The organism is Paracoccus sp. S3-43 (assembly GCF_029027965.1).
Taxonomy (GTDB): domain Bacteria; phylum Pseudomonadota; class Alphaproteobacteria; order Rhodobacterales; family Rhodobacteraceae; genus Paracoccus.
In genome coordinates, this window is record NZ_CP119082.1 from 2,718,027 (window position 1) to 2,744,932 (window position 26,906).

The 26,906-nt window shown below is 69.0% G+C and carries 28 protein-coding genes; 8 read left to right on the plus strand and 20 right to left on the minus strand.

Annotation, left to right across the window (positions count from 1 at the left end):
• The first annotated feature begins 55 nt into the window (after positions 1–55).
• Entirely contained in the window at positions 56–1,318 is a 1,263-nt protein-coding gene (locus PXD02_RS14060) for an endonuclease/exonuclease/phosphatase family protein (protein WP_275104459.1), read from the plus strand.
• A 35-nt stretch (positions 1,319–1,353) separates the two neighbouring features.
• Here PXD02_RS14060 and PXD02_RS14065 read toward each other — a convergent pair whose 3' ends face one another.
• A complete protein-coding gene (locus PXD02_RS14065; RefSeq protein WP_275104460.1) occupies positions 1,354–2,508 on the minus strand; it encodes a type III PLP-dependent enzyme in 1,155 nt (384 codons plus the stop codon).
• 177 nt (positions 2,509–2,685) lie between these two features.
• Between PXD02_RS14065 and PXD02_RS14070 the strand changes: the two genes are divergently transcribed.
• Positions 2,686–3,117, plus strand: coding sequence for an Lrp/AsnC family transcriptional regulator (locus tag PXD02_RS14070; protein ID WP_275104461.1), 432 nt, complete (start codon positions 2,686–2,688; stop codon positions 3,115–3,117).
• A gap of 10 nt (positions 3,118–3,127) precedes the next feature.
• Here the strand turns inward: PXD02_RS14070 and PXD02_RS14075 are convergent, their stop codons facing one another.
• Entirely contained in the window at positions 3,128–3,772 is a 645-nt protein-coding gene (locus PXD02_RS14075) for a winged helix-turn-helix transcriptional regulator (RefSeq protein WP_275104462.1), read from the minus strand.
• 79 nt (positions 3,773–3,851) lie between these two features.
• Here PXD02_RS14075 and PXD02_RS14080 point away from each other — a divergent pair, with 79 nt between their 5' ends.
• The 5 genes from PXD02_RS14080 to PXD02_RS14100 are packed head-to-tail and all read left to right on the plus strand — an operon-like array spanning position 3,852 to position 9,841.
• Positions 3,852–4,574 (plus strand): DUF1428 domain-containing protein, encoded by a 723-nt coding sequence (locus PXD02_RS14080; RefSeq protein WP_275104463.1) that lies wholly within the window; start codon positions 3,852–3,854, stop codon positions 4,572–4,574.
• 10 nt (positions 4,575–4,584) lie between these two features.
• Positions 4,585–5,373 (plus strand): VOC family protein, encoded by a 789-nt coding sequence (locus tag PXD02_RS14085; RefSeq protein WP_275104464.1) that lies wholly within the window; start codon positions 4,585–4,587, stop codon positions 5,371–5,373.
• On the plus strand, positions 5,370–6,008 hold the full coding sequence (locus tag PXD02_RS14090; protein ID WP_275104465.1) for a glutathione S-transferase family protein: 639 nt from the start codon (positions 5,370–5,372) through the stop codon (positions 6,006–6,008). The genes PXD02_RS14085 and PXD02_RS14090 overlap by 4 nt, the downstream gene beginning before the upstream one ends.
• On the plus strand, positions 6,005–6,673 hold the full coding sequence (locus tag PXD02_RS14095) for a glutathione S-transferase family protein (protein ID WP_275104466.1): 669 nt from the start codon (positions 6,005–6,007) through the stop codon (positions 6,671–6,673). Before PXD02_RS14090 ends, PXD02_RS14095 begins: the two co-directional genes overlap by 4 nt.
• A 60-nt stretch (positions 6,674–6,733) precedes the next feature.
• The gene (locus tag PXD02_RS14100; protein WP_275104467.1) at positions 6,734–9,841 is read left to right on the plus strand and encodes a valine--tRNA ligase; all 3,108 of its coding nucleotides are present in this window, start codon (positions 6,734–6,736) and stop codon (positions 9,839–9,841) included.
• A gap of 68 nt (positions 9,842–9,909) precedes the next feature.
• Here PXD02_RS14100 and PXD02_RS14105 read toward each other — a convergent pair whose 3' ends face one another.
• The 6 genes from PXD02_RS14105 to PXD02_RS14130 all read right to left on the minus strand — a co-directional run bounded on the left by PXD02_RS14105 (position 9,910) and on the right by PXD02_RS14130 (position 15,193).
• Positions 9,910–11,004 carry a pyridoxal phosphate-dependent aminotransferase gene (locus PXD02_RS14105; RefSeq protein ID WP_275104468.1) on the minus strand — a complete coding sequence of 365 codons (1,095 nt, stop codon included), beginning with the start codon at positions 11,002–11,004 and terminating at the stop codon, positions 9,910–9,912.
• Positions 11,004–11,240 (minus strand): Lrp/AsnC ligand binding domain-containing protein, encoded by a 237-nt coding sequence (locus PXD02_RS14110; protein ID WP_126154199.1) that lies wholly within the window; start codon positions 11,238–11,240, stop codon positions 11,004–11,006. The genes PXD02_RS14105 and PXD02_RS14110 overlap by 1 nt, the downstream gene beginning before the upstream one ends.
• Before the next feature lie 29 nt (positions 11,241–11,269).
• Entirely contained in the window at positions 11,270–12,640 is a 1,371-nt protein-coding gene (locus tag PXD02_RS14115) for an MATE family efflux transporter (protein ID WP_275104469.1), read from the minus strand.
• 156 nt (positions 12,641–12,796) lie between these two features.
• Positions 12,797–13,150: a hypothetical protein gene (locus PXD02_RS14120; RefSeq protein ID WP_275104470.1), complete on the minus strand. Its 354-nt coding sequence runs from the start codon at positions 13,148–13,150 to the stop codon at positions 12,797–12,799.
• 3 nt (positions 13,151–13,153) lie between these two features.
• Positions 13,154–14,077, minus strand: coding sequence for a DnaJ C-terminal domain-containing protein (locus PXD02_RS14125; RefSeq protein WP_275104471.1), 924 nt, complete (start codon positions 14,075–14,077; stop codon positions 13,154–13,156).
• Positions 14,078–14,134: 57 nt separating this feature from the next.
• Positions 14,135–15,193, minus strand: coding sequence for an aldo/keto reductase (locus PXD02_RS14130; protein ID WP_275104472.1), 1,059 nt, complete (start codon positions 15,191–15,193; stop codon positions 14,135–14,137).
• Positions 15,194–15,296: 103 nt separating this feature from the next.
• Between PXD02_RS14130 and PXD02_RS14135 the strand changes: the two genes are divergently transcribed.
• Positions 15,297–15,716 carry a DUF1801 domain-containing protein gene (locus PXD02_RS14135; protein ID WP_275104473.1) on the plus strand — a complete coding sequence of 140 codons (420 nt, stop codon included), beginning with the start codon at positions 15,297–15,299 and terminating at the stop codon, positions 15,714–15,716.
• Here the strand turns inward: PXD02_RS14135 and PXD02_RS14140 are convergent, their stop codons facing one another.
• The 12 genes from PXD02_RS14140 to PXD02_RS14195 all read right to left on the minus strand — a co-directional run bounded on the left by PXD02_RS14140 (position 15,717) and on the right by PXD02_RS14195 (position 26,819).
• Positions 15,717–16,469 (minus strand): ABC transporter ATP-binding protein, encoded by a 753-nt coding sequence (locus PXD02_RS14140; protein WP_275104474.1) that lies wholly within the window; start codon positions 16,467–16,469, stop codon positions 15,717–15,719.
• Between the two features lie 70 nt (positions 16,470–16,539).
• Positions 16,540–17,418 carry an ABC transporter ATP-binding protein gene (locus PXD02_RS14145; protein ID WP_275104475.1) on the minus strand — a complete coding sequence of 293 codons (879 nt, stop codon included), beginning with the start codon at positions 17,416–17,418 and terminating at the stop codon, positions 16,540–16,542.
• A complete protein-coding gene (nikC, locus tag PXD02_RS14150) occupies positions 17,415–18,320 on the minus strand; it encodes a nickel transporter permease (RefSeq protein WP_275104476.1) in 906 nt (301 codons plus the stop codon). The genes PXD02_RS14145 and nikC overlap by 4 nt, the downstream gene beginning before the upstream one ends.
• On the minus strand, positions 18,317–19,309 hold the full coding sequence (locus PXD02_RS14155) for an ABC transporter permease (RefSeq protein ID WP_275106441.1): 993 nt from the start codon (positions 19,307–19,309) through the stop codon (positions 18,317–18,319). The genes nikC and PXD02_RS14155 overlap by 4 nt, the downstream gene beginning before the upstream one ends.
• Before the next feature lie 87 nt (positions 19,310–19,396).
• Positions 19,397–20,992: an ABC transporter substrate-binding protein gene (locus tag PXD02_RS14160; RefSeq protein ID WP_275104477.1), complete on the minus strand. Its 1,596-nt coding sequence runs from the start codon at positions 20,990–20,992 to the stop codon at positions 19,397–19,399.
• A gap of 94 nt (positions 20,993–21,086) precedes the next feature.
• A complete protein-coding gene (locus PXD02_RS14165; protein ID WP_275104478.1) occupies positions 21,087–22,247 on the minus strand; it encodes a hypothetical protein in 1,161 nt (386 codons plus the stop codon).
• A complete protein-coding gene (locus PXD02_RS14170; RefSeq protein WP_275104479.1) occupies positions 22,241–22,855 on the minus strand; it encodes a hypothetical protein in 615 nt (204 codons plus the stop codon). Before PXD02_RS14170 ends, PXD02_RS14165 begins: the two co-directional genes overlap by 7 nt.
• Positions 22,852–23,751: a vWA domain-containing protein gene (locus PXD02_RS14175; protein WP_275104480.1), complete on the minus strand. Its 900-nt coding sequence runs from the start codon at positions 23,749–23,751 to the stop codon at positions 22,852–22,854. The genes PXD02_RS14170 and PXD02_RS14175 overlap by 4 nt, the downstream gene beginning before the upstream one ends.
• Positions 23,739–24,683 (minus strand): VWA domain-containing protein, encoded by a 945-nt coding sequence (locus PXD02_RS14180; protein ID WP_275104481.1) that lies wholly within the window; start codon positions 24,681–24,683, stop codon positions 23,739–23,741. The genes PXD02_RS14175 and PXD02_RS14180 overlap by 13 nt, the downstream gene beginning before the upstream one ends.
• Positions 24,680–25,027: a hypothetical protein gene (locus PXD02_RS14185; RefSeq protein WP_275104482.1), complete on the minus strand. Its 348-nt coding sequence runs from the start codon at positions 25,025–25,027 to the stop codon at positions 24,680–24,682. Before PXD02_RS14185 ends, PXD02_RS14180 begins: the two co-directional genes overlap by 4 nt.
• Positions 25,024–25,866: a DUF58 domain-containing protein gene (locus tag PXD02_RS14190; RefSeq protein WP_275104483.1), complete on the minus strand. Its 843-nt coding sequence runs from the start codon at positions 25,864–25,866 to the stop codon at positions 25,024–25,026. The genes PXD02_RS14185 and PXD02_RS14190 overlap by 4 nt, the downstream gene beginning before the upstream one ends.
• The gene (locus PXD02_RS14195) at positions 25,860–26,819 is read right to left on the minus strand and encodes an AAA family ATPase (RefSeq protein ID WP_275104484.1); all 960 of its coding nucleotides are present in this window, start codon (positions 26,817–26,819) and stop codon (positions 25,860–25,862) included. The genes PXD02_RS14190 and PXD02_RS14195 overlap by 7 nt, the downstream gene beginning before the upstream one ends.
• Positions 26,820–26,906: the final 87 nt, after the last annotated feature.

Genomic DNA, 26,906 nt, shown 5'->3' on the forward strand with positions numbered 1-26,906 from the left:
CGTCGCACGCAGGCGTTAACCTGATGATCCCCTTACCCGTCATCAGGAGAAACCGATGCGATTTTCCATGTATGCGCCGGTCTTGGCCGCCGGCGTTCTGGCCGCAAGCGGCGCGGCGGCCGACACCGTCCGCTTCGCGACCTACAACGCCTCGCTGAACCGCGACACCGACGGGGCGCTGAAGGCCGATCTGGAAAGCGGCGCCAGCCAGCAGGCCAGCGCCGTGGCCGAGGTCATTCAGCACCTGGGCGCGGACGTGCTGCTGATCAACGAGTTCGACTATGCCCCCGGCAATGACAGGCTGTTCGCCGACAATTATCTGGCCAAGCCGCAGAACGTGTCGGGCCAGGGCACCGCGACCGGCGTCGACTATGGCTACAGCTTCATCGCGCCGTCCAATACCGGGTTGCAGACCGGCTTCGACATGGACGGCGACGGCGGCATCACCGGCAACGACGCCCATGGCTTCGGCCTGTTCGAGGGCCAGTATGGCATGACCGTCTATTCCCGCCACGAGATCCTGACCGACCAGGTGCGCACCTTCCAGACCTTCCGCTGGACCGACATGCCGGACGCGAACCTGCCCACGAAGGACGACGGCAGCAGCTATTACCCGTCGGAATCGCTGGAAACGCTGCGGCTGTCGTCGAAAAGCCACTGGGACATCCCGATCCGCATCGGCGATCAGGTCGTGCATCTGCTGGCCAGCCACCCCACCCCGCCCACCTTCGACGGCCCCGAGGATCGCAACGGCCGCCGCAATGCCGACGAGATCCGGTTCTGGGCCGACTATATCTCGGGCGCGGAGTATATCTATGACGACAAGGGCGTGACCGGCGGCCTGGCCGAGGATGCGCAGTTCGTGATCATGGGCGACCAGAACGCCGACCCGCATGACGGCGATTCCTTCCGGAACGCGATCCTTCAACTGCTGGAGCATGAGCGTGTCAACGCGACCTTCACGCCGCGCAGCAAGGGCGGCGAGGCGGCGGCGGCGCAGGGCGGGGCGAACGACAGCCATACCGGCGATCCGGCCGAGGATACGGCCGATTTCGCCGACACCGCCCCCGGCAACCTGCGGGCCGATTACGTGCTGCCGTCGCGGGGACTGACCGTCACGGGTTCGGGCGTCTTCTGGCCGGCCGGCGACGATCCGCTGTCGGTCCTGACCGGAGAATATCCGTTCCCGACTTCGGACCACCGCCCGGTCTGGGTCGACCTGGACATTCCGGCGCCCGCCCCGATCCCGGTTCCGGCGGCCGGTCTGCTGCTGGTCTCGGGCCTCGCCGGTCTGGTCCTGGCGCGCCGCCGCCGTTGAAACGCCACACTCGGCGGCGCATCGGTGCCGCCGGGCTATTCGAAGCCCATCACCGTGGCGCGGGTCATGGCGCCGAAGCCGTTGAAGCGGGTGTTGGTCACGACCGAATAGGCGCCCGCGCCGTGGAAGATGACGTAATCATCCTCGGCGATGTCGTCGGGCAGGGCCAGTTCCCCCGGCAGGCGGTCGACCGAATCGCAGGTCGGGCCGAAGATCACGCGGCCGTTGCGGTCGCCCGTGCGGGGCTTGCCCTGCGGCGTCAGCACCTCGATCCGGTCGATATTGCCGATGATCGGCAGTTCCGCCAGGCCGCCATAGACGCCATCGTTCAGGAACAGGTCGGTGCCGTCGCGCACGCCCTTGACGCGGGTGATCAGCGCATAGGCGTCGGCGCAAAGGCCCCGGCCGGGTTCGCAGACCAGTGCGGGCGCGTCGTCGCCGAAGCATTCCGTGACCGTATCGGCAATCTCCGCGAAGATGGATTGCAGGTCCGGTTCGACCCCCACCACGCGGTGCGAGGGGAAGCCGCCGCCCACGTTCAGCCGCCGCGCCCGGACGCCCGCGATGTCGCAGATTTCCCTGGCCACGCGGATATAGCTTTCCCAGGCGATCGGGTCGGTGCATTGCGTGCCGGGATGGAAGGTCAGCGAGGCGACATAGCCCCGTTCCGCCACCCGCCGCAGCAGATCCGCCGCCAGATCCGGCGTGGCGCCGAATTTCGAGCCGAAGTCATAGGCCGCGCCCAGGACCGGCAGCTTGAAGCGGGGCGAGATCTCGACCCCCTGCCCGTCCACCGAAACGGGCAGCTGTTCGAACAGCTTCTCCAACTCGCTGCGGCTGTCGACCGACCAGGCGAGGATGCCTTCGCGGACGCCATGCGCGATCTCTCGGCGCGAGCGGACGGGGTTGTGGTAATGGCGCGCGGCGCGCGGCGCGAGGCGGCCGATCAGGTCGATCTCGAATGGGGATGCCACGTCGAAACCCTGGATCCCGGCGGTGACGAGGTTCTGGATCACCGCCTCGTCGGGGTTCGACTTCACGGCATAGGTGACAAGGCCCGGAAAGCCGTCCAGAAACTGCCGCGCCCGGTCCTGCAACACGGTGGGCGCAAAGGCCATCACCGGATGGTCGGGCTGAAGATGGCGGACGATCTCGGCGGGATTGTCCCAGACGGTCTTCTGTGTCCCCATGGGGTGGGATCCTTTCGCGCTTTGGATGCGGGCGGGCATCGCCAGATCGAAGCCCCTCAACCCAGAATGGCGCTTTTGGGTTTCAATTTCACCGATGAAAAGGGTAGATTCGCACCCCTTGCGCGCTATTATGCCGAACATCATGTCATTTTGACGAAACAGCGGGGGTGTCGCCGATTGGACGATCTGGATCGCAACATCGTGGCGCTGCTGTCGCAGGACGCGCGCACATCCATCGCGGTCCTGGCGCGGCGGCTGAAGGTGGCGCGGTCGACGCTGCAAGCCCGGCTTGAACGGCTGGAAACGTCGGGCGCCATCGCCGGATACACCCTGCGCCTGGGCGAGGCCGCCAGGCTGGGACGGATCCGCGCCACCGTCCTGCTGGCGATCGAGCCGCGCAGCCAGCCCGCCATCCTGTCGCGGCTGAAGGCGATGTCCCAGGTCGAGCGTATCCACACCACCAGCGGCCGGATCGACCTTCTGGTCCAGATCGTCAGCGCATCGACGGCGGAACTGGACGAGGCCCTGGACCGCATCGGCGCCATCGACGGCATCCGGTCGCATGAAAGCCTGATCCACCTGACGACCAAGCTGGATCGCGCTGTGTGATCAGGGCCGGCTAGCGCAGCCGGAACAGGTCCACGAAGTCCTGCGCCGCCCGCGCGTCGCCCGCCAGGCCGATCACCCCTTCGGCGGCCAGATCGGCCAGCGGCAGGGGGCCATAGACCGCCCGCGCCAGGCTGTTGCCGTCGCCCTCCAGCGTGAAATCGCCCTGCGGATCGGCGACGGCCTGGGGCCGCAGCACGCCGTCGCCGGTCAGGCGCTGCACGAAGCCTTCGCGCGCGGTGCGGAAGGCGGCGGTGGCGACATGGCCCCGCGCCTCGCCGATCATCGCGGTCATGGAAATCATCAGCGCCGTGGGGCTGATGAAGCGGCGCGGATCGTGGCCGGGATGGACCGCCCCCCAGCGGCACATCGCCTGCAAGACCGGCAGCAGCGCCCGCCCGCTGTCGGTCAGCGCGTAAAGCCCCAGGGCCGCGTCATGGGTCAGCACCCCCGATTGCGCCAGTTGCCCCAGCCGCTGCGTCAGCACCGTCGCGGTGATCCCCGGCAGGCCCTGGCGGATCATCTGGAACCGCTTGGGCGCCAGCATCAGTTCCCGCGCGATCAGCAGCGCCCAGCGGTCGCCGAACACGTTCAGGGCATGGGCGGCAAGGCAGCCCTCGTCATAGCGGATGCGCGTGGTTTCGCCGGCATTGGTCATTTCTTGATACTAGCAGTTGCTTTTTGATACTGCAACTGCCACGCTGCGACTCGGAGCCTGACCCCAAGGGAGACATCAGATGACCTATATTTCCGGTTTCGTGGCCGCCGTGCCGCGTGCGAACAGGGACGCCTTCATCGCCCATGCCAAGGCAGGCTGGCCCTGGTTCCAGAAGCGCGGCGCGCTGCGGATGGTCGAATGCCTGGCCGAGGACGTGAAGCCCGGCAAGCAGACCGATTTCTATCGCGCCACCCTGGCCAAGGAGGACGAGGTGCCGCTGTTTTCCTGGGTCGAATGGCCCGACCGGGCGACCGCCGACGCGGCCTGGGCGGGGATGCAGAGCGACACGGATCTGCCCGAGATGCCGGAAATGCCCTTCGACGGCGCGCGCATGTTCTGGGGCGGCTTCACCCCCATCGTCGAGGAGGGCGAGAGCCGCCCCGGCAGCTATGTCCAGGGCTTCGTGCTGGCCGCGCCGGAAGACAAGAAGCAGGCCTATATCGACATGGCGAAAAGCGCGACCGAGATGTTCCGGGATTATGGCGCCAACTATCAGGTCGAATGCTGGGGCGAGGATGTGCCCCATGGCAAGCTGACCGATTTCTATCGCGCCACCGACGCCCAAGAGGGCGAGGTGCCGCTGTTTTCCTGGATCGAATGGCCCGACCGCGCCACCTGCGACGCGGCGGGCAAGAAGATGGAGGCCGATATGGACGGCCAGGACATGCCCGAGATGCCCTTCGACGGGATGCGGATGTTCTGGGGCGGCTTCACGCCCGTCTTCGACAGCAAGACCGCGTAAGGGGGCGCCGATGGCCAAGGTTCACGGGCTTCCCGTCTGGTTCGAGCTTGCGACGACCCAGGGGCAACTGGCGGCGGCGGGCGATTTCTATGCCCGCCTGCTGGGCTGGCGGATCGCTGATGCGGGGATGGAGGGGTTCACCTATCACCTCGCCTCGTCCGATGGCGACATGGTGGCGGGGCTTATGGAGATCTCCGACGGCATGGCGGAAATGCCGCCGAACTGGACGATCTATTTCGGCGTGGACGATGCCGACCGCGCGGCGGCGGCGATTGCCGCCGCGGGCGGGCGGATCTGGAAGGAACCCGCCGACATTCCCGGCACCGGCCGCTTTGCCGTTGCCGCCGACCCGCAGGGCGCGCCCTTCGGGATCCTCGCGCCGCTGCCGATGGCGGACGGCTCGGGCGGCGGGGCCTTCGATCAGCAGAAGGCCGGGCATGGCAACTGGACGGAACTGATGTCCAGCGACCCGGCGGCGGGCTTTGCCTTTTATGCCGGCCTGTTCGGCTGGTCCAAGGGCGAGGCGATGGATATGGGCGAGATGGGCACCTATCAGCTGTTCCGCCATGACGGTGCCGAGATCGGCGGCATGATGGGCCTGGGCAACGCGCCGCAGCCCTGCTGGCTGGCCTATTTCGGCGTGAACGGCGTCAACCCGGCTATCGCACGCATCCGCGAGGCTGGCGGCACGCTTCAGCATGGCCCGCAAGAGGTTCCGGGCGGCGCCCATATCGCCATCGCCACCGATCCGCAGGGGGCGTGGTTCGCCGTGGTCGGCCCGCTGGAGACGGCGGCATGACCCTGGTCCTGACCACCTATGACTGGGTGCCCGACTTTCCGCGCGGCTTCGTGCGCGACCTGCGCGTCCGCTGGCTGATGGAGGAACTCGGGCGGCCCTACACGGTCGAAACCGTGCCGATGAAGGACCGCACCGCCGCGCATCTGGCCTGCCAGCCGTTTCATCAGGTGCCCTTCATCCGCGACGGCGACCTGACCCTGTTCGAGTCCGGCGCGATCCTGCTGCACCTGGCCGAGGGCACCGCGCTGATGCCAATGGCGCAGCGCCCGCAGGTCCAGCAATGGCTGATCGCCGCCCTGAACAGCGTCGAGATTCATTGCATCGCCTGGATCCTCGCCCGGTTCTTCGACAAGGACGAGGCGGGCGCGGCCCGGCGCGAGCCTCTGGTCCGGCAGCGGCTGGCACAGGTGCAGGCGGCGATGGCGGGGCGCGACTGGATCGCGGGCGACGCCTTCACGGTGGCCGACATCATGATGGCCGACGTGCTGCGGATCCCCGCGCAGAACGGGCTGCTGGACGACCTGCCGCAGCTTGCCGCCTATCTGGAACGCGCCACCGCCCGCCCGGCCTTCCGCAAGGCCCTGGCCGACCAGATGGCGCATTGGCGCGCGGCGGACGAAACCGCCGCGTCATGAGCCTGACCCTCTATGGCCATCCGCTGTCCAGCTATTGCCAGAAGGTGCTGGTCGCGCTGCATGAACTGAGCGCGGATTTCACCTGTCGCCACATCGACCTGTCGGCCGAGGAGGACCGGCGCCTGATGGCCCGGTTGACACCGATGGGCAAGATGCCCGCGCTGCGCGACGAGGCGGCGGGGGTGACGCTGGCCGAGACCTCGATCATCATCGAATGGCTGGACCGCCACCATCCCGGCCCCGTGCCGCTGCTGCCGCGCGATCCCGACGCCGCCCTGCCCGCCCGGCAATGGGACCGTTTCTTCGACATCCATGTGATGAACGCCGCGCAGCCGATGGTCGATGCCCGGCTGTTCATGGCCGAGGGCGCGGTGGATGTGGTCGCCCCCTTCGCGCGCAGCCAGCTGGACCGCGCCTATGCGGCGGCCGACCGCCAGCTTGCCGGGCGCGACTGGATCGCGGGGGATTTCGGCATGGCCGATTGCGCGGCGGTCCCGGCGCTGTTCTATGCGGGTTTCCTGCATCCCTTCGACGCCCATCCGAACCTGTCGGCCTATTTCGAACGGCTGCTGGCCCGCCCCTCGGTCGCGCGGGTGCTGGACGAGGCGAAGCCCTGGCTGCGGTTCTTCCCCTTTCCGGATCGGATCCCCGCCCGGTTTCGCTGACCGTCTTGGCCTTTGCCCGCGCATTCGCTAAGCCGTCCCCCAGTGAAGGGGATCGCCGACATGAGCATGGACAAAAGCTTTGACGCCAAGGCCGCCGAGGCGCGGATCAGCGCCCGATGGGAACAGCAGAACGCCTTCGCCGCGGGGGCCAACGCCTCGCGCAGCGAAACCTTCACCGTGATGATCCCGCCGCCGAACGTCACCGGCAGCCTGCATATCGGCCACGCCTTCAACAACACGCTGCAAGACATCCTGATCCGCTGGCACCGGATGCGCGGCTTCGACACGCTGTGGCAGCCCGGCCAGGACCATGCGGGCATCGCCACCCAGATGGTCGTCGAACGCCGCATGGCCGAGCGCCAGGAACCGGGCCGCCGCGACATCGGACGCGCGGCCTTTGTCGAGAAGATCTGGGCCTGGAAGCAGGAATCCGGCGACACGATCATCAACCAGCTGAAACGGCTGGGCGCCTCTTGCGACTGGTCGCGCAACGCCTTCACCATGTCCGGCGCGCCCGGCGCCCCTGCGGGCGAAGGCGGGAATTTCCACGATGCGGTGATCCGGGTTTTCGTCGATCTCTACGACAAGGGCATCATCTATCGCGGCAAGCGGCTGGTGAACTGGGATCCGCATTTCGAAACCGCGATCAGCGACCTGGAGGTCGAGAACCGCGAGGTTCCCGGCCATATGTGGCATTTCAAATACCCGCTGGCGGCCAATCCTGAAACTGGCGAACGCGAGACCTATGAATATGTGGAACGCGACGAAGACGGCAATGTGACGCTGCGCGAGACCCGCGACTATATCAGCATCGCCACCACCCGCCCCGAAACCATGCTGGGCGACGGCGCGGTGGCGGTCCACCCGGACGATCCGCGCTATGCGCCCATCGTCGGCAAGCTGTGCGAGATCCCGGTCGGCCCCAAGGAACACCGCCGCCTGATCCCGATCATCACCGACGACTATCCGGACCCCGATTTCGGATCGGGCGCGGTCAAGATCACCGGCGCGCATGACTTCAACGACTATGGCGTGGCGATGCGCAACGACATCCCGCTCTATGCGCTGATGGACAGCAAGGGGGCGATGCGCGCCGACGGGCTGTCCCATGCCGACAGCGCCGCCATCGCCACCCGCGCGGCGCGGGGCCAGAATGTGGGCGATGTGTCCGACGTGAACCTGGTCCCCGAGGATCTGCGCGGGCTGGACCGCCTGGACGCGCGCCGCGCCGTGATCGCGCAGATCAACGCCGAAGGGCTGGCCGTCACATACCTGCACAAGGAGATCGACGCCGAAACCGGGGCCGAGCATCTGGAACGCCGCCCGCTGGTGGAATCGAAGCCGATCATGCAGCCCTTCGGCGACCGTTCCGGCGTGGTGATCGAGCCGATGCTGACCGATCAGTGGTTCGTGGACACCGCGCGGATCGTCGGCCCCGCGCTGGAGGCCGTGCGCGACGGGCGGACGGAAATCCTGCCGGAACAGCACAGGAAAGTCTATTTCAACTGGCTGGAAAATATCGAGCCGTGGACGATCAGCCGCCAGCTGTGGTGGGGGCACCAGATCCCGGTCTGGTATGGTCTGGACCTGTCGCTCGAAGGCCGGGTCGATGACGACCATGACGGCGCGCTGGACGATGTGGAGATCTTCGCGCTGCTGGAGGAGGGCCTGGTCCATCGCGGCGAGATCCACCAGGCCGCCCCCGATTTCGACAAGGTGGCCGTCCGCTTCCGCGATGCCATCGCCGGGCTGCCCCAGCCGCTGGAAATCGCCCGCATCGTCGAGGTCGCCGGCCGCGACGCCGCCATCGACGCCTTTGCCCAGGGCCTGGCGGACTACAACGTCTCGCAGGATCCGACCCGGCTGGTCTATCCGGTCTGGCGCGATCCCGACGTGCTGGACACCTGGTTCTCCTCGGGGCTCTGGCCGCTGGGCACGCTGGGCTGGCCCGAGGACACGCCCGAACTGCGCAAGTATTTCCCGACCGACGTGCTGGTCACGGGCTTCGACATCATCTTCTTCTGGGTCGCCCGGATGATGATGATGCAGCTTGAGGTCGCGGGCGACGTGCCCTTCCGCACCGTCTATGTCCACGGCCTCGTGCGCGACGAAAAGGGCGCGAAGATGTCGAAGTCGAAGGGCAACGTCATCGACCCGCTGACCCTGATCGACGATTTCGGCGCCGACGCGCTGCGCATGACCCTGACCGGCATGGCCGCCATGGGCCGCGACCCGAAGCTGGGGCCGAAGCATGTCGAGGGGGCGCGCAACTTCGTCACCAAGATCTGGAACGCCACGCGGTTCGCGGAAATGAACGGCGTTCGCGGCGGCGGGGCGCTGCCGCAGCCGACCCATACCGTGAACCGCTGGATCATCGGCGAGGTCGCGCGGATCCGGCTGGCCACCGACGAGGCCCTGGCCGGCTATCGCTTCAACGACGCGGCGAACGGGCTCTATGCCTTTGTCTGGGGCAAGGTCTGCGACTGGTATGTGGAACTCGCCAAGCCTCTGTTCGACGGCGACCATGCGAGCGAGACCCGCGCCACGATGGGCTGGGTTCTGGACCAGTGCTATCTGCTGCTGCACCCGATCATGCCCTTCGTGACCGAGGAACTGTGGTCGCTGACCGGCGACCGTCCGAAGATGCTGGTCCATGGCGACTGGCCGGTCTATGGCGCCGAACTGATCGACACTGATGCGGACCGGCAGATGAACTGGGTGATCGCCCTGATCGAGGCGGTGCGGTCCGCCCGCGCCCAGATGGGCGTCCCGGCGGGGGCGAAGCTGGACCTGATCGTGACCGAAGCCGATGCGGCCGCCCGCGCGGCTCTGGCCGCCAATGCGCCCTTGATCGAGCGGCTGGCGCGGGTCAATGCGCCGGTGGACGGCGCGGCGGGCAAGGGCATGATCGCCGTCGCGGCGCAGGGGGCGAGCTTCGCGCTGCCCATTGGCGATGTGATCGACGCGGGCGCGGAAACGGCGCGGTTGCAGAAGGCGGTGGCGAAGTCCGAAAAGGACGCGGACGGGCTGCGCAAGCGGCTGAAGAACCCGAAGTTCGTGGAAAACGCCGAAGCCGAGGTGATCGAGGAAACCCGCGAGAAGCTGGCCGCGCTGGATGACGATATCGCCCGGCTGCGCGCGGCTTTGGCGCAGTTGGCGGCGCTGTAAACGGCTGCCGGGGGCGCTTGCGGGGATCGCAGGTGCCTCCGGCGGGGATATTTGGGTGAAGAAGAAGCCTAGAGCGCGGCGAGGGCGCGCGGCAGCGCCTGTTCCAGGATGTCGAGCTCTGCGTCGGGGCCGCAGCTGATGCGGATGCAGCGGTTCAGGGGGGCAACGCCGGGCATTCGGACGAACACGCCCTGCCCGGCCAGGGACTCGACCAGGCGGCGGGCGAAGGCGCCGTCGCGATGGGTGTCGAGCGCCACGAAATTGGTGGCCGAGGGCAGCGCGGTCAGCTGGTGCCGGGCGCCGATCGCGGCGATGCGGTCGCGGGCGGCGGCGACCTGCGCGACCACCTGGGCCAGCCAGTCCTGGTCCTGCAAGGCGGCCAGCGCGCCGATCTGGCTGATCCGGTTCATGCCGAAATGGTTGCGCACCCGGTCGAAGGCGGCGATCAGGTCGGGATGGCCGATGGCATAGCCCACCCGGGCGCCCGCCATGCCATGGGCCTTGGAAAAGGTGCGCATCCGAATCACGCGCGGATCGTCGGCGGCGATGGCCGGGATCGCGCCTGCGGGGGCGAATTCGGCATAGGCCTCGTCCAGGACCAGCAGCGTGTCGGGCGGCAGGCTGTCCAGCATCGCGGCAATCGCCGCGCCGTCCTGCCAGCTTCCCATCGGGTTGTCGGGATTGGCCAGATAGACCAGCCGCGCCCCGGTCCGGCGGGCGCGGTCGGCCAGAGCCTGCGGATCCTCGGCATCGTCGCGATAGGGCACCTTGTCCAGCACCCCGCCGAAGCCCGCGACGTGGAAGTTGAACGTCGGATAGGCGCCGTCCGAGGTCACCACCCCATCGCCGGGCGCGACGGTCAGGCGCACCAGCAGACCCAGCAGCCCGTCGATGCCCTCGCCCACCATGATGTTGCCCGGCTGGACGCCGTGATGGGCCGCCAGCGCCGCCGTCAGGTCATGGCTGGTCGGATCGGCGTATTTCCAGACCTCGGCCACCGCCGCCCGCATCGCGGCCACCGCGCGCGGGCTGGGACCGAAGCCGTTTTCATTGGCGCCAAGGCGGGCGGCGAAGGGGCGGCCCGACTGGCGCTCCAGCGTCTCGGGTCCGACGAAAGGCACGGTCGCGGGCAGGCCCGCCGGGATCGGGGCAAGGCGGACCATCAGAAGGCGCGGAAGGTCATGGTGGTCAGCGTGCGGCTGATATGGGGAATGTCGAACAGCTTTTCCGACAGGAAGCGGCCGACATCCTCGTCCTCGGGGATATAGACCTTGGCGATCAGGTCGTAATCGCCCGAGGTCGAGTAAAGCTCGCTGACGACTTCACGGTCATAGATGGCCTCGGCGACCTGGTAGGTCTTGCCAGGCTCGCAGCGGAACTGAACGAAGACGGGTCGCATATTGGCCTCCTTTGCCGGTCGGCGCCACGTTAGACCGCCGCGGCCGGACGGGTCCAGACCCCCCGCGCATGGCCGCGCCAGAACCGCGCCATCAGCAGCACCGCCGCCACTGTCAGCCCGACGCAAAGGCCCAGCCACAGACCGGCGGGCCCGAAACCCAGCGGGAAGGCCAGCCCCCAGGCCACCGGCATGCCCACCACCCAATAGCTGAACCCGGCGATCCACATCGGCACGCGGGTGTCATGGACGCCGCGCAGGAAGCCCAGGGCAATCACCTGGAAGGCGTCGGTCAGCTGGAACAGCGCGGCATAGACCAGCAGCCCCGCGCCAAGCGCCACGATGGCGGGCCCGCGCGGATCGGCGGGATCCAGATACAGGCGCACCAGCCCCTCGCCCGCCAGCAGGTAGACGGCGATGGCCAGGGCCGCGAAGGCCAGAGACATGCCGATCACCGTGATCGCCGCGTCGCGCATCCAGGCGGCGTCGCCGCGCCCCTTGGCCTGGCCCACCCGGACCGTGGCGGCGTTCGACAGGCCCAGATGCACCATGAAGGTGATCGAGGTGATTTGCAGCGCGATTCCATGCGCGGCCAGTTCCTGCGTGCCGATCCAGCCCATCATGATGTTCGATCCGACGAACAGCCCGCCCTCGGCCACCAGGGTCAGGCCGATGGGCCAGCCCAGGCGGAACACCTGGCGCAGGGCGGCCCAGTCGGGTTTCCAGAACCGCTGAAACAGATGATACTTGCGCGTGGCGGGCAGCCAATGGGCATAAAGCGCCAGAATCGCAAGCTGCGCGGTCTGGACGATCACGCTGGAAATGGCGGCGCCGCGCACCCCCAGTTCGGGAAATCCCATGTTGCCAAAGGTCAGCAACCAGATCAGCGCGATGTTCACCGGCAGCCCTGCCAGCGTCACCCACATCACCACCTGCGCCCGCTCCAGCGCCGCCAGATAGGAATTCAGCGCCAGCGCGCACAGCATCGGCAGCAGGCCCCAGCCGGCGATGTGCAGGAAATCCTGGGCCAGCGCGGCCACGGCCGGGGTCTGGCCCAGCGCCAACAGGATCGGGCCGGAAAACCAGAACAGCGGCAGGCACAGGATCGAATGGATCGCCGACAGCCACAACGCCATGCGGGCGGCGCGGCGCACGTCCGTTTCGTCGCCTCGGGCGACGGCGGTGGCGATCAGGCCCATCACGCCGGTGCCGTATCCCATGCCCAGGAAATACAGGATCTGGATCATCGAGGTCGCGATGACGAGGGCCGCCAGTGCCTCGACCCCATACCAGCCCAGCATCACCGTGTCGCTGACATGGATGCCCATGCGCGCCAGATGGCTGCCGATCAGCGGCAGGCCCAGCGCCAGCGTCGCGGCGATGTGGGGGACGAAGCGGGACATGGACCCCGCTTAGCGCGGCGCGGGGCAGTTCACAATCTGCAAGTCAGTGGGGCAGTTTACCCAAGGCGTTGAAAGCGGGCGCCGTTTGGATGAGGCGGCGTCGCGGTCGGAAAGGAAATGCGGAAAGCGGTGCTGTCGCGCGGGGCGGGCAGCCGCCTATCCCCTCTCCACCCTCACGATCCGCAGCCGCCGCACCGATTTCTGGATCCGGCCGCGCACCTCGTCGGGTTCGGTCGCGACCGCCTGGATCAGCGCGCGCATGTCGCCGCGCGCGGTGTTCAACTGGTCGATCAGCGACATCACCATGCCCAGCGAATCCGAGGGCAGGTCGTAGAAATCCGACAGGTCGCACAGCAGTTGCAGCCGCGCCAGATCGGTTTCGGTATAGGCGTCGCCCTGAGGGGTGACGACGGGCGTCACCACATGGGCCGACACGAAGGACCGCAGGCGGTCGGGGTCCAGGCCGTCCAGGATCGCCACGACCTCGGCTTCGGAATAGTGATGGGCCATCGCTCAACCCTCCGCTTTCATCCCGGCGCGCGGATCATAGGGGTGATCCTTGCGCCACTGCTCGAAGAACCGGGCCAGGTCGTCGTCCACCTTGGGCGGCATCACGATCTTCAGGTCCACATGCTGGTCGCCGCCGTTGATGCCCCGGCCGCGCAGACGCAGCTTCTGGCCCGTGGTCGCCCCCTTGGGGATGGTCAGGTTCACCGGCCCGTCGATGGTGGGGGCGGCGACCTTGCCGCCCAGCACGGCCTCGGGCAGGCTGATCGGCAGGGTCAGCAGGATGTCGTCGCCCTCGCGTCGGAAATCGGGATGGGGGGCGACGCTGATCGTCAGATAGGCATCGCCCGCGCCGCCCTGGCCCAGGCCCTTGCCGCCCTTGCCCTTCAGCCGGATGGTCTGGCCGTCGCGGACGCCCTTGGGGATGGTGACCTCCAGATCGCCGCCCTCGGGCAGGGTGATGCGGGTCTTGCCGCCCCGCGCGGCGGTCAGAAAATCGACCTGGAGCGAAAAGCGGTAATCCTGCCCGCGCACATGGAAATCGCGCGGATCGTCATAGTCTTGGCCGCGCTGAAAGCCGCCGCGCCGCCCGAACAGATCCGAGAACACGCCGGACAGGTCGGGATCGCTGTCAAAGCCGTAGCTGCGGGCATAGGGGTTGCCCGCAGCCTCGGCATGGTCGCGCCAGGCGCGGCGCTGCGGGCGTTCCTGGCCTTGGTCGTCGATCTCGCCCGCGTCGAAGCGGCGGCGCTGTTCGGGATCCTTCAGCAGGTCATAGGCGGCCGAGGCCGCCTTGAAGCGCGCCATGGCCGCCGGATCGGGGTTCAGGTCGGGATGATCCGCCTTGGCGATCTTGCGATAGGCCTTCTTGATGTCGGCGTCGCTGGCCGATTTCTTCAGTCCCAAGGCTGCATAAGGATCGCCCGCCATGACCTGTCCTCGTTTCCGTGCTTTCGGATCAAATAGATAAGCAGGACGCGGCGTTCATCAATAGGGCAGCGGATATTGCTTGTGCAGCCGGTCGATGGCCTTGCGCAGATCGTCGGGCACCGCCTTGCCCAGGCCCGCCAGCAGGCGGTCCAGCTGGTCGATGCGCGTGGCGCCGATGATCGGCACCACCTTGAAGGGCCGGGTCGCCTGCCAGGCGATCGCCATGTGGATCGGATCCCAGCCATGGTCGGCGGCCAGCGCGTGATAGGCTTCGGTCGCTTCCACCCCCTGCGGGGTCTTGCGCCCGCCCAGGTTGCCCGGACCGCCGCTGGCCCTGTCCACCGCCGCGCGGCTGTCTTCGGGCATCGCGCCGCCGGAATACTTGCCCGACAGCAGCCCGGCGGCCAGCGGGGAATAGGCCAGCAGCGTCACATCCTCGTTCACCGCGACCTCGGCCAGGTCGGTGTCGTGAAGGCGGTAGAGCAGTGAATATTCGTTCTGGATCGAGACCATGCGCGGGGCGCCCAGGCGGTCGGCCGTGTCGCACCAGCGGGTCAGGCCCCAGGCGGATTCGTTCGACAGACCCACGGCGCGGATCTTGCCCGCCTTTTGCGCGGCCGACAGCGCGCCCAGCACATCGGCCATGTGGTCCAGGTTCCGCTGCTTCGACTGCTTCGCGGGGTCGTAAGTCCAGTTCTGCCGGAAGGCATAGCTGCCGCGCACCGGCCAGTGCAGTTGATAGAGGTCGATGCGGTCCGTTTGCAGCCGTTCCAGCGAGGCGTCGATGGCCGCGGCGACGATGGCGCCATCGAAGGGCGCGCCCTCGCGGACCATCTGGCTGGGTCCGGTGATCTTGGTGGCGAGTTCCACGCGGTCGCGGTTGCCGCTGCGGGCGATCCAGGTGCCGACGATGGTTTCGGTCAACCCGATGGTCTCGCGCCGGACCGGGTTCACGGGATACATCTCGGCCGTGTCGAGGAAGGTGATCCCCGCATCGAGCGCGCGGTCGATCTGGGCGTGGCCGTCGGCCTCGGCCGTCTGGTTGCCGAAGGTCATGGTGCCAAGGCAGATTTCGCTGACCTCGACATCGCTGCCGCCCAGGGTGACGCGCTTCATGGTGGTTCCTTTCGTCCGTTCGCGCGCAGGTTAGCGATCACGCGGCGGGGTGCAAGGCCGCGCCCCCTGTGTCAGACTGGCCAACAGCGAAAGGAGGGGAACGATGGCGCAGGACACAGGCAAGCCGGTTCTTCTGTCGGGAGGCAACCCGCAGATCGCCAAGGGCTATGGCGATGGCCCGGTGCAGGACTATATCGCGGCGATGCCAGGCTGGAAGCAGGATGTCGGGCGGCGACTGGATCAGCTTGCCACTGCCGCCGTGCCGGGGGTGCTGAAGGCGGTCAAGTGGAACTCGCCGCTCTACGGGGTCGAGGAAGGGCGGTGGTTTCTGTCCTTCCACTGCATGACGAAATATATCAAGGTCGCGTTCTTTCGGGGTGCCGAATTGCAGCCGGTGCCGCCGATCGGATCGAAGCAACCCTTGGTCCGCTATCTGCACATCGCCGAGGACGGAGCCTTCGACGAAGGGCAGTTCACCGACTGGACGCGGCAGGCCAGCCGTCTGCCCGGCGAGAAGATGTGATCACGCCCGCGCGTAACCCGCCGATGCCGCGATCAAGCGGCGGGTATAGTCCTGCTGCGCGATGCCCTGGCGCAGTTCCTCGACCGCCATCACCTCGACGATGCGGCCCTGCTGCATGACGGCCAGCCGGTCGCACATATGGCCGACCACCGCCAGGTCGTGGCTGACCATCACATAGGTCAGCCCATGTTCGGCGCGCAGATCGGACAGCAGGTTCAGGATTTCCGCCTGCACGCTGACATCCAGCGCGCTTGTCGGCTCGTCCAGCAGCAGCAGGCGAGGCTCGGCCGCGAGCGCCCGGGCGATGGCGACCCGCTGGCGCTGCCCGCCCGACAGCTGGTGCGGATAGCGGAAGCGGAAGCCGCGCCCCAGGCCCACATCCTCCAGCAGCCGGGCGATGCGGCGGTCGATGTCGTCCATGCCTTGCAGGCGCAGGGTCTCGGACAGGACCGTATCGACCGAATGGCGCGGATGCAGGCTGGCATAGGGATCCTGGAACACCATCTGCACGGTCTTGTAGAAGGCCCGGTCGCGGCGGCGGGCGGCGACCGGCCGGCCCGCGACTTGGATGGTGCCCGACCAGCTGTCGATCAGTCCGGCGATGGCCCGCAGGATGGTGGACTTGCCGCTGCCGGATTCGCCGACCAGGCCGAAGCTTTCGCCCTGCGCCACGGTGAAGCCGGCGTCCTTCACGGCCTCCACGCGGGCCGGGGGATGGCCGAACCAGACGTTCAGATGATCGACCGTCAGCATGGGCGGCATCGTTGCAGCGGGGGTTTCACACCCCCGCACCCCCGTGGGATATTTGGGTGAAGAAGAAGCATCAGAGGCCCCCCGGAAATTCGGTTTCCAGGCTTTCGGGGATCGTGTCGGCCTCGCGCCAGCTGTCCTGGCGTTGCAGGACCGGCAGGCGGGGCTGCGGCGCATCGAGGCGCGGCAGGCTGTTCAGCAGGCCTTGGGTATAGGGGTGGCGGGCCTTGTGCAGATCCGGGGCGGCCAGCGTTTCGACGATCCGGCCCGCATACATGATCAGCACCCGGTCGCAGAACTGCGCGACCAGGTTCAGGTCGTGGCTGATGAAGATCAGGCCCATGCCCCGGTCGCGGACCAGCCGGTCCATGATGTTCAGAACCTCGGTCCTGACCGAGACATCGAGGGCCGAGGTGGGTTCGTCGGCGATCAGGATCTCGGGGTCGGGGGCCAGCATCATCGCGATCATGATCCGCTGGCCCATCCCGCCCGAGACTTCGTGCGGATAGGCACCCATCACCCGTTCGGGGTCGCGGATCTGCACGGCGGCCAGCATGTCCAGCGCCTTCTGCCGGGCCGCGGCGCGGGCGCCGCCGGCATGGAGGCGATAGGCCTCGACGATCTGGTCGCCGATGGTCATCACCGGGTTCAGGCTGAATTTCGGATCCTGCATGACCATGCTGATCCGCCTGCCCCGGATCCGGCGCATCCGCCGTTCCGGCAGGTTCAGGATCGGCTGGCCGTCAAGTTCCATCCGGTCGGCGGTGACGATGCCGGGCGGGCGGACCAGGCCCAGGATCGCCCGGCCGGTCATCGACTTGCCCGACCCCGATTCGCCCACCACGCCCAGCCGTTCCCGGCCCAGGTCGAAGCTGACGCCGCGCACGGCCTGAAACATGCCCTGGCGGGTCGGAAAGGCCACGCGCAGGTTTCGCACCGACAGCAGCGTCATGACCTGGCACCCTTGGGATCCAGCACGTCGCGCAATCCGTCGCCCAGCAGGTTGAAGGCCATCGAGACGATGAAGATCGCGATCCCCGGCATCGCGGCGACCCACCAGAAATCCAGGATATAGGTCCGCCCGTCCGAGATCATCGCCCCCCATTCCGGCATCGGCGGCTGCGCGCCAAGGCCCAGGAAGCCCAGGCCCGCCGCCGACAGGATGATCCCCGCCATGTCCAGCGCCACCCGCACGATCAGCGAACTGACGCAGAGCGGCCAGATATGCTTGACGAGCAGCCGCAGCGGCCCCGCGCCTTGCAGCCGGGCGGCGGCGATATAGTCGGCGTGGCGGATGGTCAGCGTCTCGGCCCGCGCCAGCCGGGCATAGGGGGGCCAGGCGGTCAGGGCCAGCGCCAGCACCGCGTTGCCGATGCTGGCGCCCAGGGCCGCGACGAAGGCCAGCGCCAGGATCAGCTTGGGGAAGGCCAGGAAGATGTCGGTGATCCGCATCAGCACCTGATCGACCCAGCCGCCCGCGAAGCCCGCCACCGTGCCGATGAACAGCCCGATGACCGGCGCGATCAGGGCCACGGTGCCGACGATGAACAGCGTGATGCGCGAGCCAAAGATCAGCCGCGACAGGATGTCCCGGCCCAGATGGTCGGTGCCCAGCCAATGCGCGGCGGAGGGCGGTTGCAGCCGGTTCGCCAGATCCTGCGCGAAGGGGCTTTGCGGCGACAGCCAGGGCGCCAGGGCTGCCATGGCGATCAGCAGGATCAGCACGATCAGCCCGAACATCGCCAGCCTGTTGGCGCGGAAGGTCAGCCAGCCCTGATACAGCGCGCCCAGCCGGGCCTGCCTGCGGGTCTGCGGCGCGTCGGACAGAAGCCATTCCCGGCGTGCGGCGTTCATTTCGACCTCGGGTCAAGGATGCGATACAGGATATCGCTGAGCAGGTTCAGCGCCACGAAGCAGGTGCCGATCACCACGGTGCCGCCCAGGACGGCGTTCATGTCGCCCGACAGCAGCGCCTTGGTGATGTACTGGCCGAGGCCGGGCCAGGAAAAGATGATCTCGGTCAGGACGGACCCTTCCAGCAGCGACCCGAAGGACAGGGCGATCACGGTGACCAGCGGGATCGAAATGTTGCCGAACGCGTGGCGCCAGATCACCGCGCGCTCCGACAGGCCCTTGACACGGGCGGTGGTGACGTATTCGGCCGATAGCTGTTCCAGCATGAAGCTGCGGGTCATGCGGCTGATATAGGCCAGGCTGTAATAGCCCAGCAGGCTGGCGGGCAGGATGATATGGCTGAACGCGTCCTTGAAGGCCGCCCAGTCGCCCGCGATCAGCGAATCGACCAGGATCAGGCCGGTCACGGTCGGCACCATGCCGTCATGGATGATCCCCTGCCGCCCCGGCCCGCCGACCCAGCCGAGGATGCCGTAAAACAGCAGCAGCCCCATCAGCCCCAGCCAGAAGATCGGCATGGAATAGCCGACAAGCGCCACCACGCGGGCCACCTGGTCCACGATCCCGCCCCGGCGCGCGGCGGCGATCACGCCCAGCGGCACGCCGACGAAGACGCCGATCAGGGTGCCCAGCGTCGCCAGCTCGAAGGTCGCGGGAAAGACGCGCAGGATGTCGTTTACCACGAGTTGCCCGGTGGAGATGGAGCGTCCGAAATCGCCTGTCAGCACGTCGCCCAGATAGCGCGCGAACTGCACATATAGCGGCTGGTCCAGCCCCATCGCCTGGAAGGCCGCGTCGTATTGCGCCTGGGTGGCGCGGTCGCCCACCACCTTCAGCACCGGGTCGATGGGCATCACCCGGCCGATCACGAAGGTGACCAGCAGCAGGCCCAGCATCGTCAGCGCCAGCGAGAGAGCCGTCCCTCCGATGCTGCGGGCGCGGCGGCGGCGGGCGGCGGCGCGGTGATCGGGGGGCGGTGCCGCCGCCCCCCGGTCGGTATCGGTCACGGCCAAGACCTATTCGCCCTTCGTCACCTGGCGATACATGACCGAGGTGACGGACCGGCCCGAGTTCCAGTTCTGCACGTTGTCGCGCAGGCCGGTCGGCTCGATCCGCTGGAACAGCGGCACGATCGGCGCCTCGGCCTGATACTGCTTCTGGATGTCGATATACATCTGCTTGCGCTTCTCGGCATCCTGTTCCAGCGTCGCAGCCACGGTGGCCTCGTTCATCGCCTGCGGCACGGCATAGGCGTTGCGCCAGGCCAGCAGGCCGGTGGCCTTCGCCTCGTCGCTGTTGTCGGGGTTGAAGGCGAAGGTCGCGGCATTGGTGTTCGGGTCCGAATAATCCGGCCCCCATTCGCCGATGAAGACCGGCACATCGCGCGCGCGATAGGCGTCCAGCACCTGCGCGCCGGTCATCTGCTGGATTTCCAGGGTCAGCCCGGCCTGCGCCATCGACGCCTGCAAGGCCTGCGCCACGTCGGTATATTCGCGCAGGTCGCGGACCTTGGTGACGATGGTCTTGCCCGACATGCCGGCATCGTCGATCAGCTTCCTGGCCTTCTCGACATCATAGGTCCAGGGATTGTCGTCCAGCGCGCCCAGATAGCCCGAGGGCAGGAAGGACTGGTGCGGAACGAACATGCCTTTCAGGAAGCTGTTGGCGATGCCGTCGTAATCGACCAGATGCTTCATCGCCTCGATCACGGCGGGGTTCGACAGCACGGGATCCTTCTGGTTCAGGCCCATATACAGGATCCGGCCGCGCGGCTCGTCCTGGATCTTGACGCCCTCGACGCTGGCGATGGAATCGACATCGGTGGGCGACAGGTTGCGGGCCACGTCGATATCGCCCTGTTCCAGCAGCAGGCGTTGCGCGCTGCTTTCCTGGACGTTGCGCACGATCACCCGCTTCATCGTCGGCGCGCCCTGCCAGTATTCCTCGAAGGCGGCAAGCTGCACCGCTTCATTGGGACGCCAAGCGGTCAGGGTATAGGGGCCGGAACCGGCGGCGTTGTTCGACAGCCAGGTATTGCCCAGATCCTCGCCCGCATTGGCCATGACGGTTTCCTTGTCGACCACGCTGGCGACATTGGCGGTCAGGCAGTTCAGCACGAAGGACGGCGCATAGGGCTTGTCCAGGTGCAGGGTCAGGCTGGTGTCGTCGAAGGTGATCTTGTCCTCGACATTGTCGGCGGTGAAGCCGAACTGCGTCAGGATGAAGGCGGGCGTCAGGTTCAGCTGGACCGCGCGTTGCAGCGACCAGGCGGCATCCTCGGCCCGGACCGGGTTGCCGGAATGGAACTTCACGCCCTCGCGCATTCGGAAGGTGATGGACAGGCCGTCCTGGGACACGTCCCAGCTTTCGGCCAGGCTGGGCTTGAAGCCCGCCTCCATGTCCAGCGGGTCGAAATCGACCAGCCGGTCATAGGTGTTCTGGTTCACGTCATTGCCCGAGAATTCGAAGCTCTGCGCCGGATCCAGGCTGATGATGTCGTCGATCGTATGGGCCACGACCAGCGTGTCGGCGGGCGTCTCGGCCCAGGCGGCGGGCGCGATGGCAAGGGCCGAGGCCAGAAGGATGGCGCGCGGGGTCAGCAGATGTCTCATGATGGTTCCCTGTTCTTGTCGTGCCCGCCTTGGGTGCGGGTTTGCATGACGTGAAGGGTGACCCAAGGCCGCGCCGCTGGCAAGCCTTCGATGATCACGCCTGCCGCAACGTCCGGTGGAACGCTGCCAGCCAGCATCCGGCGTCGAAGCCGGGCGGAGGGGCGGCGGCGTAAAGCTGACGGTCCAGGTCGGCCAGGATCGGCGGGGCGGGCTGGCGCCGCCAGTGCAGATGGGCGGCGACGGCGGCGCGCAGAGCCGCCAGGTCGCCCCGTTCGGCGGCGCGGCGCATGGCCCGCCGGTGCGGACCGGGCAGCAGGCGGCGCAGGCGCGCGGCCATCGCGTCCCAGGGCAGCAGCCCCCTGCCCCGCAGCGTCAGGCCCAGCGCGACCGCCATCCCCCCGCCCAGCGCCGCCAGGGCCAGCGGCCAGTTGCGCCAGGCCCTCTGGCCGGATGCGCCGAAGTTCGATCCGAAGCCCGCGAAGCCGAAGGGGATGGGCTTCAGCGGCGCGATCTCGACCCGGCGGCTGTCGGTGTCGAACCAGGAAAACGACTCGGCGTGAAGGATCGCGGGCTCGCCGGTGCGGGGGCGCAACTGCCATTCCCAGACGACGCGCGCGACCGGACCGGCCTCGGTCAGGACGGTTTCGCGGATCTCGGGCTGGCTGAACAGGATCAGCCAGGGTTCCGACAGGTCGGGCCGGGGCGGCAGCTGGTGGGCCAGCGTGCCCAGCGCCTCGACCGTGACGCGGCGGGTCAGGATCTCGTCCTTTTTCAGGCGTCCCGGTTCGGCGGACAGTTCGTCCTTCAGCGTCAGTTGCCGCGCCGACAAGGGCGGGGCATCCGCCGGAAAGGGCCTGACCGCCAGGGTGATCGGGGCGGCGGTCACGGTGGTTTCCGCGCGTCCGCCATCCGCCGTCACATAGGTCAGGTTGTGGCTGATCGGCCCGACCGTCACCGGGCCGTCGCGGCGCGGAAACAGCGCTACCTTGCGTTCGAAGATTTGCAGCAGGCGGCCCTGGACGCGTTCCTTGCGCCAGTCGTCGCGTGCCGTGTGGATCCAGTCGTAATCGGGCGAATTCGGAAACTCCATCTTCTCGCGCGAGACGGTCAGGTCGTATTCGCCCCGGATCGTCAGTTCGACCATCTCGGACACGACGGGGTTGCCGTGATCGTGCAGGATCATCAGCCGCGTGTCGCCTTGGGCCGCCGCCACGCCCGCCATCAGCAGCCAGGCCAGAAGGACGCGGATCACCATGGGTCGCCCTCTTGCGGGCGGATCAGGCCCAGCCCGGCGCGGCGGTCGAATTCGGCGCGGATGCGCAGCTTCAGGAATTCGCCGGGATCGTCGGCGATGGTGTCAAGCCACTGGTCGGTCGCGGCCAGGCCCTTGGCGTCAAACCTGCGTTCCCAGTCCGGCCCCGGCGCATTGGCCAGCAGCTCCGAGATCGGCTTCTGCCCCGCAGGCAGGCCGCCCGCGCCCTTGATGCGGCCGGGCACCACGGAATCGCCCCGGTGCGGCGGATACATCGCCGCGACCAGGTCGCGATTGGCGCGGGCCTGTTCGTCGGCGGGATTGGCGAACAGCATCGCGTCGAAATAGGCGACCGACAGCGGGTAATCCCCGACCGCCGCCAGCGACAGCCCCCGGTTATAGGTCTGCGACCGCCCCGCCCTGGCGAAGGCCGCGTCCGCCGCCGCGTAATCGCCCAGCCGATACAGCGCCACGCCCCGCGCCGCCGGGTCGGACAGAAGCCAGGCCGCCGGGCGGTCCCATCCCGCGTGCAGCGCCAGCCGCCCCATCGCGCCCGGTCCCGCGACGGCCAGGGCCGCGATCCCGGCCAGGGCGATCAGCGCGGGCCTCATTCCAGCCTCCGCAGCATGACCAGCAGCGGCGGCAGGGCCAGCATCGCCAGCCAAGGGCCAAGATCGCGGTATTGCAGGGCTTGCAGGACCGGATCGCGGACCGACCCGCCGCTGCGGGCCAGCCGCGCGGCCAGGCGGTCCATGCGGTCCCAGTCCATCGTCTCGCCGCCGCGCACCAGCCGGTCCAGCGCGTCCGGCGGCGCTGCGGGCGCGTCAGGGGCCCGCTCGGTCAGCCGCAGCGCCCACAGCCGGACGCCCTGCGCGGCCAGCCGGTCGGCCTCGGCCACGGCCTGCCCGTCGATGCCGCCGCCGTCGGAAATCAGCACCAGATCGGCGCGCGGCAGGCCGGCCAGCATCTGCCCCGCCATGCCGATGGCGGCGGCGGGGCGGCTGCCCCCGGCGGGCATGGTATCGCCGTCCAGCACACCGATCTGGGTCTGCAAGCTGCCCACGTCCAGCGTCGGCGCGGCCGCCGTGAACGCCTCGCCCGAGAACAGCAGAAGGCCCACGGGACGCCCCGACAGATCCTGCGCCAGCCCCGCCGCCGCCAGCTTGGCCTGGTCCAGCCCCGGCCCCCGCGCGACAGAGGGCGACAGATCCAGCGCCAGCACCACCGCATCGGCCTGGGCCAGCACCGGCGCATCGCTGCGCGGCACCGCCGGACCCGACAGCCCCAGGATCAGCGCCGCCAGCCCCAGCGGCGCCAGCAGCCGCATCCACAGGGGTTGCCGCCCGCCCAGCGCGCCCAGCGCCCGCATCGCCCGCAGCATGTCGCGCCCCATCACCCGTTCCCAGCCACCCGCATCGGGCGCGCGCACCGCCCCCAGCAGGACCAGCCCGGCCAGCGGCAGCAGCGCCAGCAGCCACCAGGGCCGCAGCAGGATCAGCCCGTCCATCCGCGCCGCCCCCCTGCGATCAGCGCCAGGCAGAACGCGGCGACGGCGGCGGGCCAGATCCATAGCGGCTGCCACAGCCGCATCGGCGGCCGGGCCGAAGGGTTGGGCTCAAGCCGGTCCAGGCTTTGCGCCATGGCCTGCAAATCGGCGGCGTCGCGGACGCGGAAGCTTTCGCCCTGCGCCACCTCGGCCACCGCCCGCAGCGTCGCCACGTCCACCGCGTCGCGCGATTGCGGCTGGTTTTCCAGATCCTCGGGGCCGAGGGCGATGGAATGGACGCGGATGCCGTGGTCATGGGCCAGCCGCGCGGCCTCGACCGCAGGCACGGTGCCGGACGTGTCCACCCCGTCCGACAGCAGCACGATCACCCGCGTCGGCGCGTCGCTGCGGGCCAGCCGTTTCGCGGCCAGCCCCAACCCGTCCGAGATCGCGGTGCCGCGCCCGGAAATGCCGATCTGCGCCTCGTCTATGGCGCGGGCGACGGCGTCCACGTCGAAGGTCAGGGGGGCGGCGAAATAGGCGCGCTCACCGAAGATCACCAGCCCGATCCGGTCGCCCCGCCGCGCCGCCACGAAGGCGGCGGCGGTGCGCTTGACCGCATCCAGCCGCGTGACCGGCTGGCCGTCCAGGAAGAAATCGGTCTTCAACATGCTGCCCGACAGGTCGATCACCAGAACGATGTCGCGGCCCGAGGCAGGGATCACGTCGCTGGCGACCTCGACCCGAGGGCCCGCCAGGGCCAGGACCAGGGCGATCCAGGCCAGCGCCGCCAGCCAGGGCGCCCGCATCCGCGCGCCCGCCGGACGGGCCGCGTGCAGAAGATGGGCGGGCACCGCCAGGGCGGGTCGGGGCACGGCCAAGGGCGGCAGCAGGCGCCGCAGCACCAGCGGCAGGGGCAGCAGCGCCAGCAGCCAGGGCCAGGCGAGGCTCACCGACGGCCCCGGCGGCGGCCCCGGCGCAGGGCGATGCGTTCCAGCGTCGCGTCGTCGGGGGCGGGCGCCGCGCCATAGGCGGCGGGGCGCAGCGGGTCGGGCAGCCGCCCCAGGATCCGCGCGATGGCGAGGATCCGGTCCTGCGGCGGCTGGCCGCGCGTGGCCCGGATCAGCGCGCGCCGCGACGGCCTGCGCGCCAGCAGCGGGCGCAGCAGCAGCGCGACGGCCAGCCCCGCCAGCAGCCCGATGCCCGCCAGGGCCAGCAGCTCTCGCCAGCCAGGCACCGCCATGTCCAGGGGCAGGCGCGGCGGCGAAAGCCGGGCCAGCAGCTCGTCGCGGGTCATGGCGCGATCTCGGCCACGGCGGCGCCCAGGACGCGCAGGCGCGTCACCTCGGCTGACAGATCGGGGGCCGCAAGGCGGGCGATGCGGCTGTGCTGGCCGTCGCTGACCGCCAGCGGACCCGACGGAGGCCGGATTTCCGCATCGTCCAGCATCAGCGCCAGCGTGACCGACCGGCGCCGGGCCAGTTCCGCCAGGGCCGGTTCCGCGCCCGCCAGCCCGTCCAGGCAGGTGGCGACCAGCACCCGCCCGCCCGAGGGCGACAGGCGCATGGCGCGGGCCAGCGCCTCGGACAGGGGCGCATGGCCGGGGGCGGCCAGGGCCTGGTCGTGCTGGCGCGCAAGGGCGTGGCAGACAGCGGCCATCTGCCCGTCGCCGCCCGCTCCGCGCAGTTCCGCCAGCCGCGCCGCCGCCGTCAGCGCCGCCACGGACCCCCCGCGCAGCGCGACGGTCCAACCCGCTTGCGCCAGATGCCGGGCGGCGCGGACCGAGCGCAGCGCCGCGCCCGTGCCCCACAGCATCGGCGCGCGGAAATCGGCCAGCAGCAGGATGGTGTCGTCGCGATCCTCGTGCAGGCTGCGGATATGCGGATGGCCGGTGCGCGCGGTCGCCGCCGGATCCAGCCGGCGGGGATCGTCGCCCGCGACATAGGCGCGGATTTCGCGCAGATCCATGCCCGCGCCGGGCATCCGCGCGGGAACCGCCCCGGCCCGGCGGGTCAGCGGCCGGTGCTTGCCCCGGCCCGTCGCCGCGTCGCGCAAGGCCAGCAGTTCGGCTGCGGTCAGCCGGATGCCGGGCGCCTCGGGCACGGCGCGGGGCGAACCGGCGGGCAAGGCTACCACGGGCGGACCTCGCGCAGGATATCGGCGACCAGGCTGCGGCTGGTGCGCCCCTTTCCGGTGGCCGACCATGCGGGGATCAGGCGGTGGGACAGGGCGTCGGCGGCCAGCGCAGAGGCATCCTCGGGCAGGCCGTGGTCGCGGCCGTGCAGCCAGGCGCGCGCCCGGACCCCGGCCGCCAGCGCCAGCGTGCCGCGCGGCGAGACGGGATGTTCCACCCATTCCGCCACCGCCCCGCCGGGCCGCGTCGCCAAGACCAGCCGGACGATGAAGTCCTTGAGCGTCGGGGCCAGATAAATCCGCGCCACCTCGGTCCGCGCCTGGGCCAGATCGGCGGCCGCGATCATCGTGCCGCGCGCCGCCATGGGGGCGACGGCCTCGGCCTCGACCAGATCCAGGATGGCGCGCTCGGCCTCGGCCCCCGGCAGATCCAGGCGCAGATGCAGCAGGAAACGGTCAAGCTGCGCCTCGGGCAAGGGAAAGGTGCCTTCGTGTTCGATGGGGTTCTGGGTCGCCACCACCATGAAGGGATCGGGCAAGGGCCGCGTGATGCCGCCCGATGTCACCTGCCCTTCGGCCATCGCCTCCAGCAGGGCGGATTGCACCTTGGGGGGCGCGCGGTTGATTTCGTCCACCAGGACCAGGCTGTGGAAGATCGGGCCGGGGATGAAGTCGAAGCCGCCGGTTTCCGGGCGGAACACCTGCGTCCCGGTCAGATCCGAGGGCAGCAGGTCGGGCGTGCACTGGATCCGGGCATGGCTGCCCGGCAGATGCGCGGCCAGGGCCTTGACGGCGCGGGTCTTGGCGATGCCGGGCGGGCCTTCGATCAGGACATGGCCGCCGGCCAGCAGCGCGATCAGCAGCCGTTCCACCAGAACGGCATGGCCGATCAGCGTGGCGCCGATCTCGGCCCCCAGTCGCCGGACGGCATGGGATTGTTCGGACAGGTCGTCCATCGCTTCCTCCCTCGCGCTGGAACGGAACCAGACTGCCGCCGCAAACATCTGAAATCCAGCATAAACAGCCGGATTTTCCTGCCACTT

What these genes read in the sequence shown, in the direction of transcription:
- PXD02_RS14135 (WP_275104473.1), top strand. Translation starts at nt 15,297, where the DNA reads ATGGCGCAGGACACAGGCAAGCCGGTTCTTCTGTCGGGAGGCAACCCG.
- PXD02_RS14170 (WP_275104479.1), bottom strand. Translation starts at nt 22,855, where the DNA reads ATGAGGCCCGCGCTGATCGCCCTGGCCGGGATCGCGGCCCTGGCCGTC.
- PXD02_RS14060 (WP_275104459.1), top strand. Translation starts at nt 56, where the DNA reads ATGCGATTTTCCATGTATGCGCCGGTCTTGGCCGCCGGCGTTCTGGCC.
- PXD02_RS14110 (WP_126154199.1), bottom strand. Translation starts at nt 11,240, where the DNA reads ATGCGACCCGTCTTCGTTCAGTTCCGCTGCGAGCCTGGCAAGACCTAC.
- PXD02_RS14095 (WP_275104466.1), top strand. Translation starts at nt 6,005, where the DNA reads ATGAGCCTGACCCTCTATGGCCATCCGCTGTCCAGCTATTGCCAGAAG.
- PXD02_RS14115 (WP_275104469.1), bottom strand. Translation starts at nt 12,640, where the DNA reads ATGTCCCGCTTCGTCCCCCACATCGCCGCGACGCTGGCGCTGGGCCTG.
- PXD02_RS14090 (WP_275104465.1), top strand. Translation starts at nt 5,370, where the DNA reads ATGACCCTGGTCCTGACCACCTATGACTGGGTGCCCGACTTTCCGCGC.
- PXD02_RS14105 (WP_275104468.1), bottom strand. Translation starts at nt 11,004, where the DNA reads ATGGTCCGCCTTGCCCCGATCCCGGCGGGCCTGCCCGCGACCGTGCCT.
- PXD02_RS14145 (WP_275104475.1), bottom strand. Translation starts at nt 17,418, where the DNA reads ATGACGCTGCTGTCGGTGCGAAACCTGCGCGTGGCCTTTCCGACCCGC.
- nikC (WP_275104476.1), bottom strand. Translation starts at nt 18,320, where the DNA reads ATGAACGCCGCACGCCGGGAATGGCTTCTGTCCGACGCGCCGCAGACC.
- PXD02_RS14120 (WP_275104470.1), bottom strand. Translation starts at nt 13,150, where the DNA reads ATGGCCCATCACTATTCCGAAGCCGAGGTCGTGGCGATCCTGGACGGC.
- PXD02_RS14075 (WP_275104462.1), bottom strand. Translation starts at nt 3,772, where the DNA reads ATGACCAATGCCGGCGAAACCACGCGCATCCGCTATGACGAGGGCTGC.
- PXD02_RS14065 (WP_275104460.1), bottom strand. Translation starts at nt 2,508, where the DNA reads ATGGGGACACAGAAGACCGTCTGGGACAATCCCGCCGAGATCGTCCGC.
- PXD02_RS14125 (WP_275104471.1), bottom strand. Translation starts at nt 14,077, where the DNA reads ATGGCGGGCGATCCTTATGCAGCCTTGGGACTGAAGAAATCGGCCAGC.
- PXD02_RS14080 (WP_275104463.1), top strand. Translation starts at nt 3,852, where the DNA reads ATGACCTATATTTCCGGTTTCGTGGCCGCCGTGCCGCGTGCGAACAGG.
- PXD02_RS14130 (WP_275104472.1), bottom strand. Translation starts at nt 15,193, where the DNA reads ATGAAGCGCGTCACCCTGGGCGGCAGCGATGTCGAGGTCAGCGAAATC.
- PXD02_RS14185 (WP_275104482.1), bottom strand. Translation starts at nt 25,027, where the DNA reads ATGACCCGCGACGAGCTGCTGGCCCGGCTTTCGCCGCCGCGCCTGCCC.
- PXD02_RS14175 (WP_275104480.1), bottom strand. Translation starts at nt 23,751, where the DNA reads ATGGACGGGCTGATCCTGCTGCGGCCCTGGTGGCTGCTGGCGCTGCTG.
- PXD02_RS14160 (WP_275104477.1), bottom strand. Translation starts at nt 20,992, where the DNA reads ATGAGACATCTGCTGACCCCGCGCGCCATCCTTCTGGCCTCGGCCCTT.
- PXD02_RS14195 (WP_275104484.1), bottom strand. Translation starts at nt 26,819, where the DNA reads ATGGACGACCTGTCCGAACAATCCCATGCCGTCCGGCGACTGGGGGCC.
- PXD02_RS14085 (WP_275104464.1), top strand. Translation starts at nt 4,585, where the DNA reads ATGGCCAAGGTTCACGGGCTTCCCGTCTGGTTCGAGCTTGCGACGACC.
- PXD02_RS14140 (WP_275104474.1), bottom strand. Translation starts at nt 16,469, where the DNA reads ATGCTGACGGTCGATCATCTGAACGTCTGGTTCGGCCATCCCCCGGCC.
- PXD02_RS14100 (WP_275104467.1), top strand. Translation starts at nt 6,734, where the DNA reads ATGAGCATGGACAAAAGCTTTGACGCCAAGGCCGCCGAGGCGCGGATC.
- PXD02_RS14165 (WP_275104478.1), bottom strand. Translation starts at nt 22,247, where the DNA reads ATGGTGATCCGCGTCCTTCTGGCCTGGCTGCTGATGGCGGGCGTGGCG.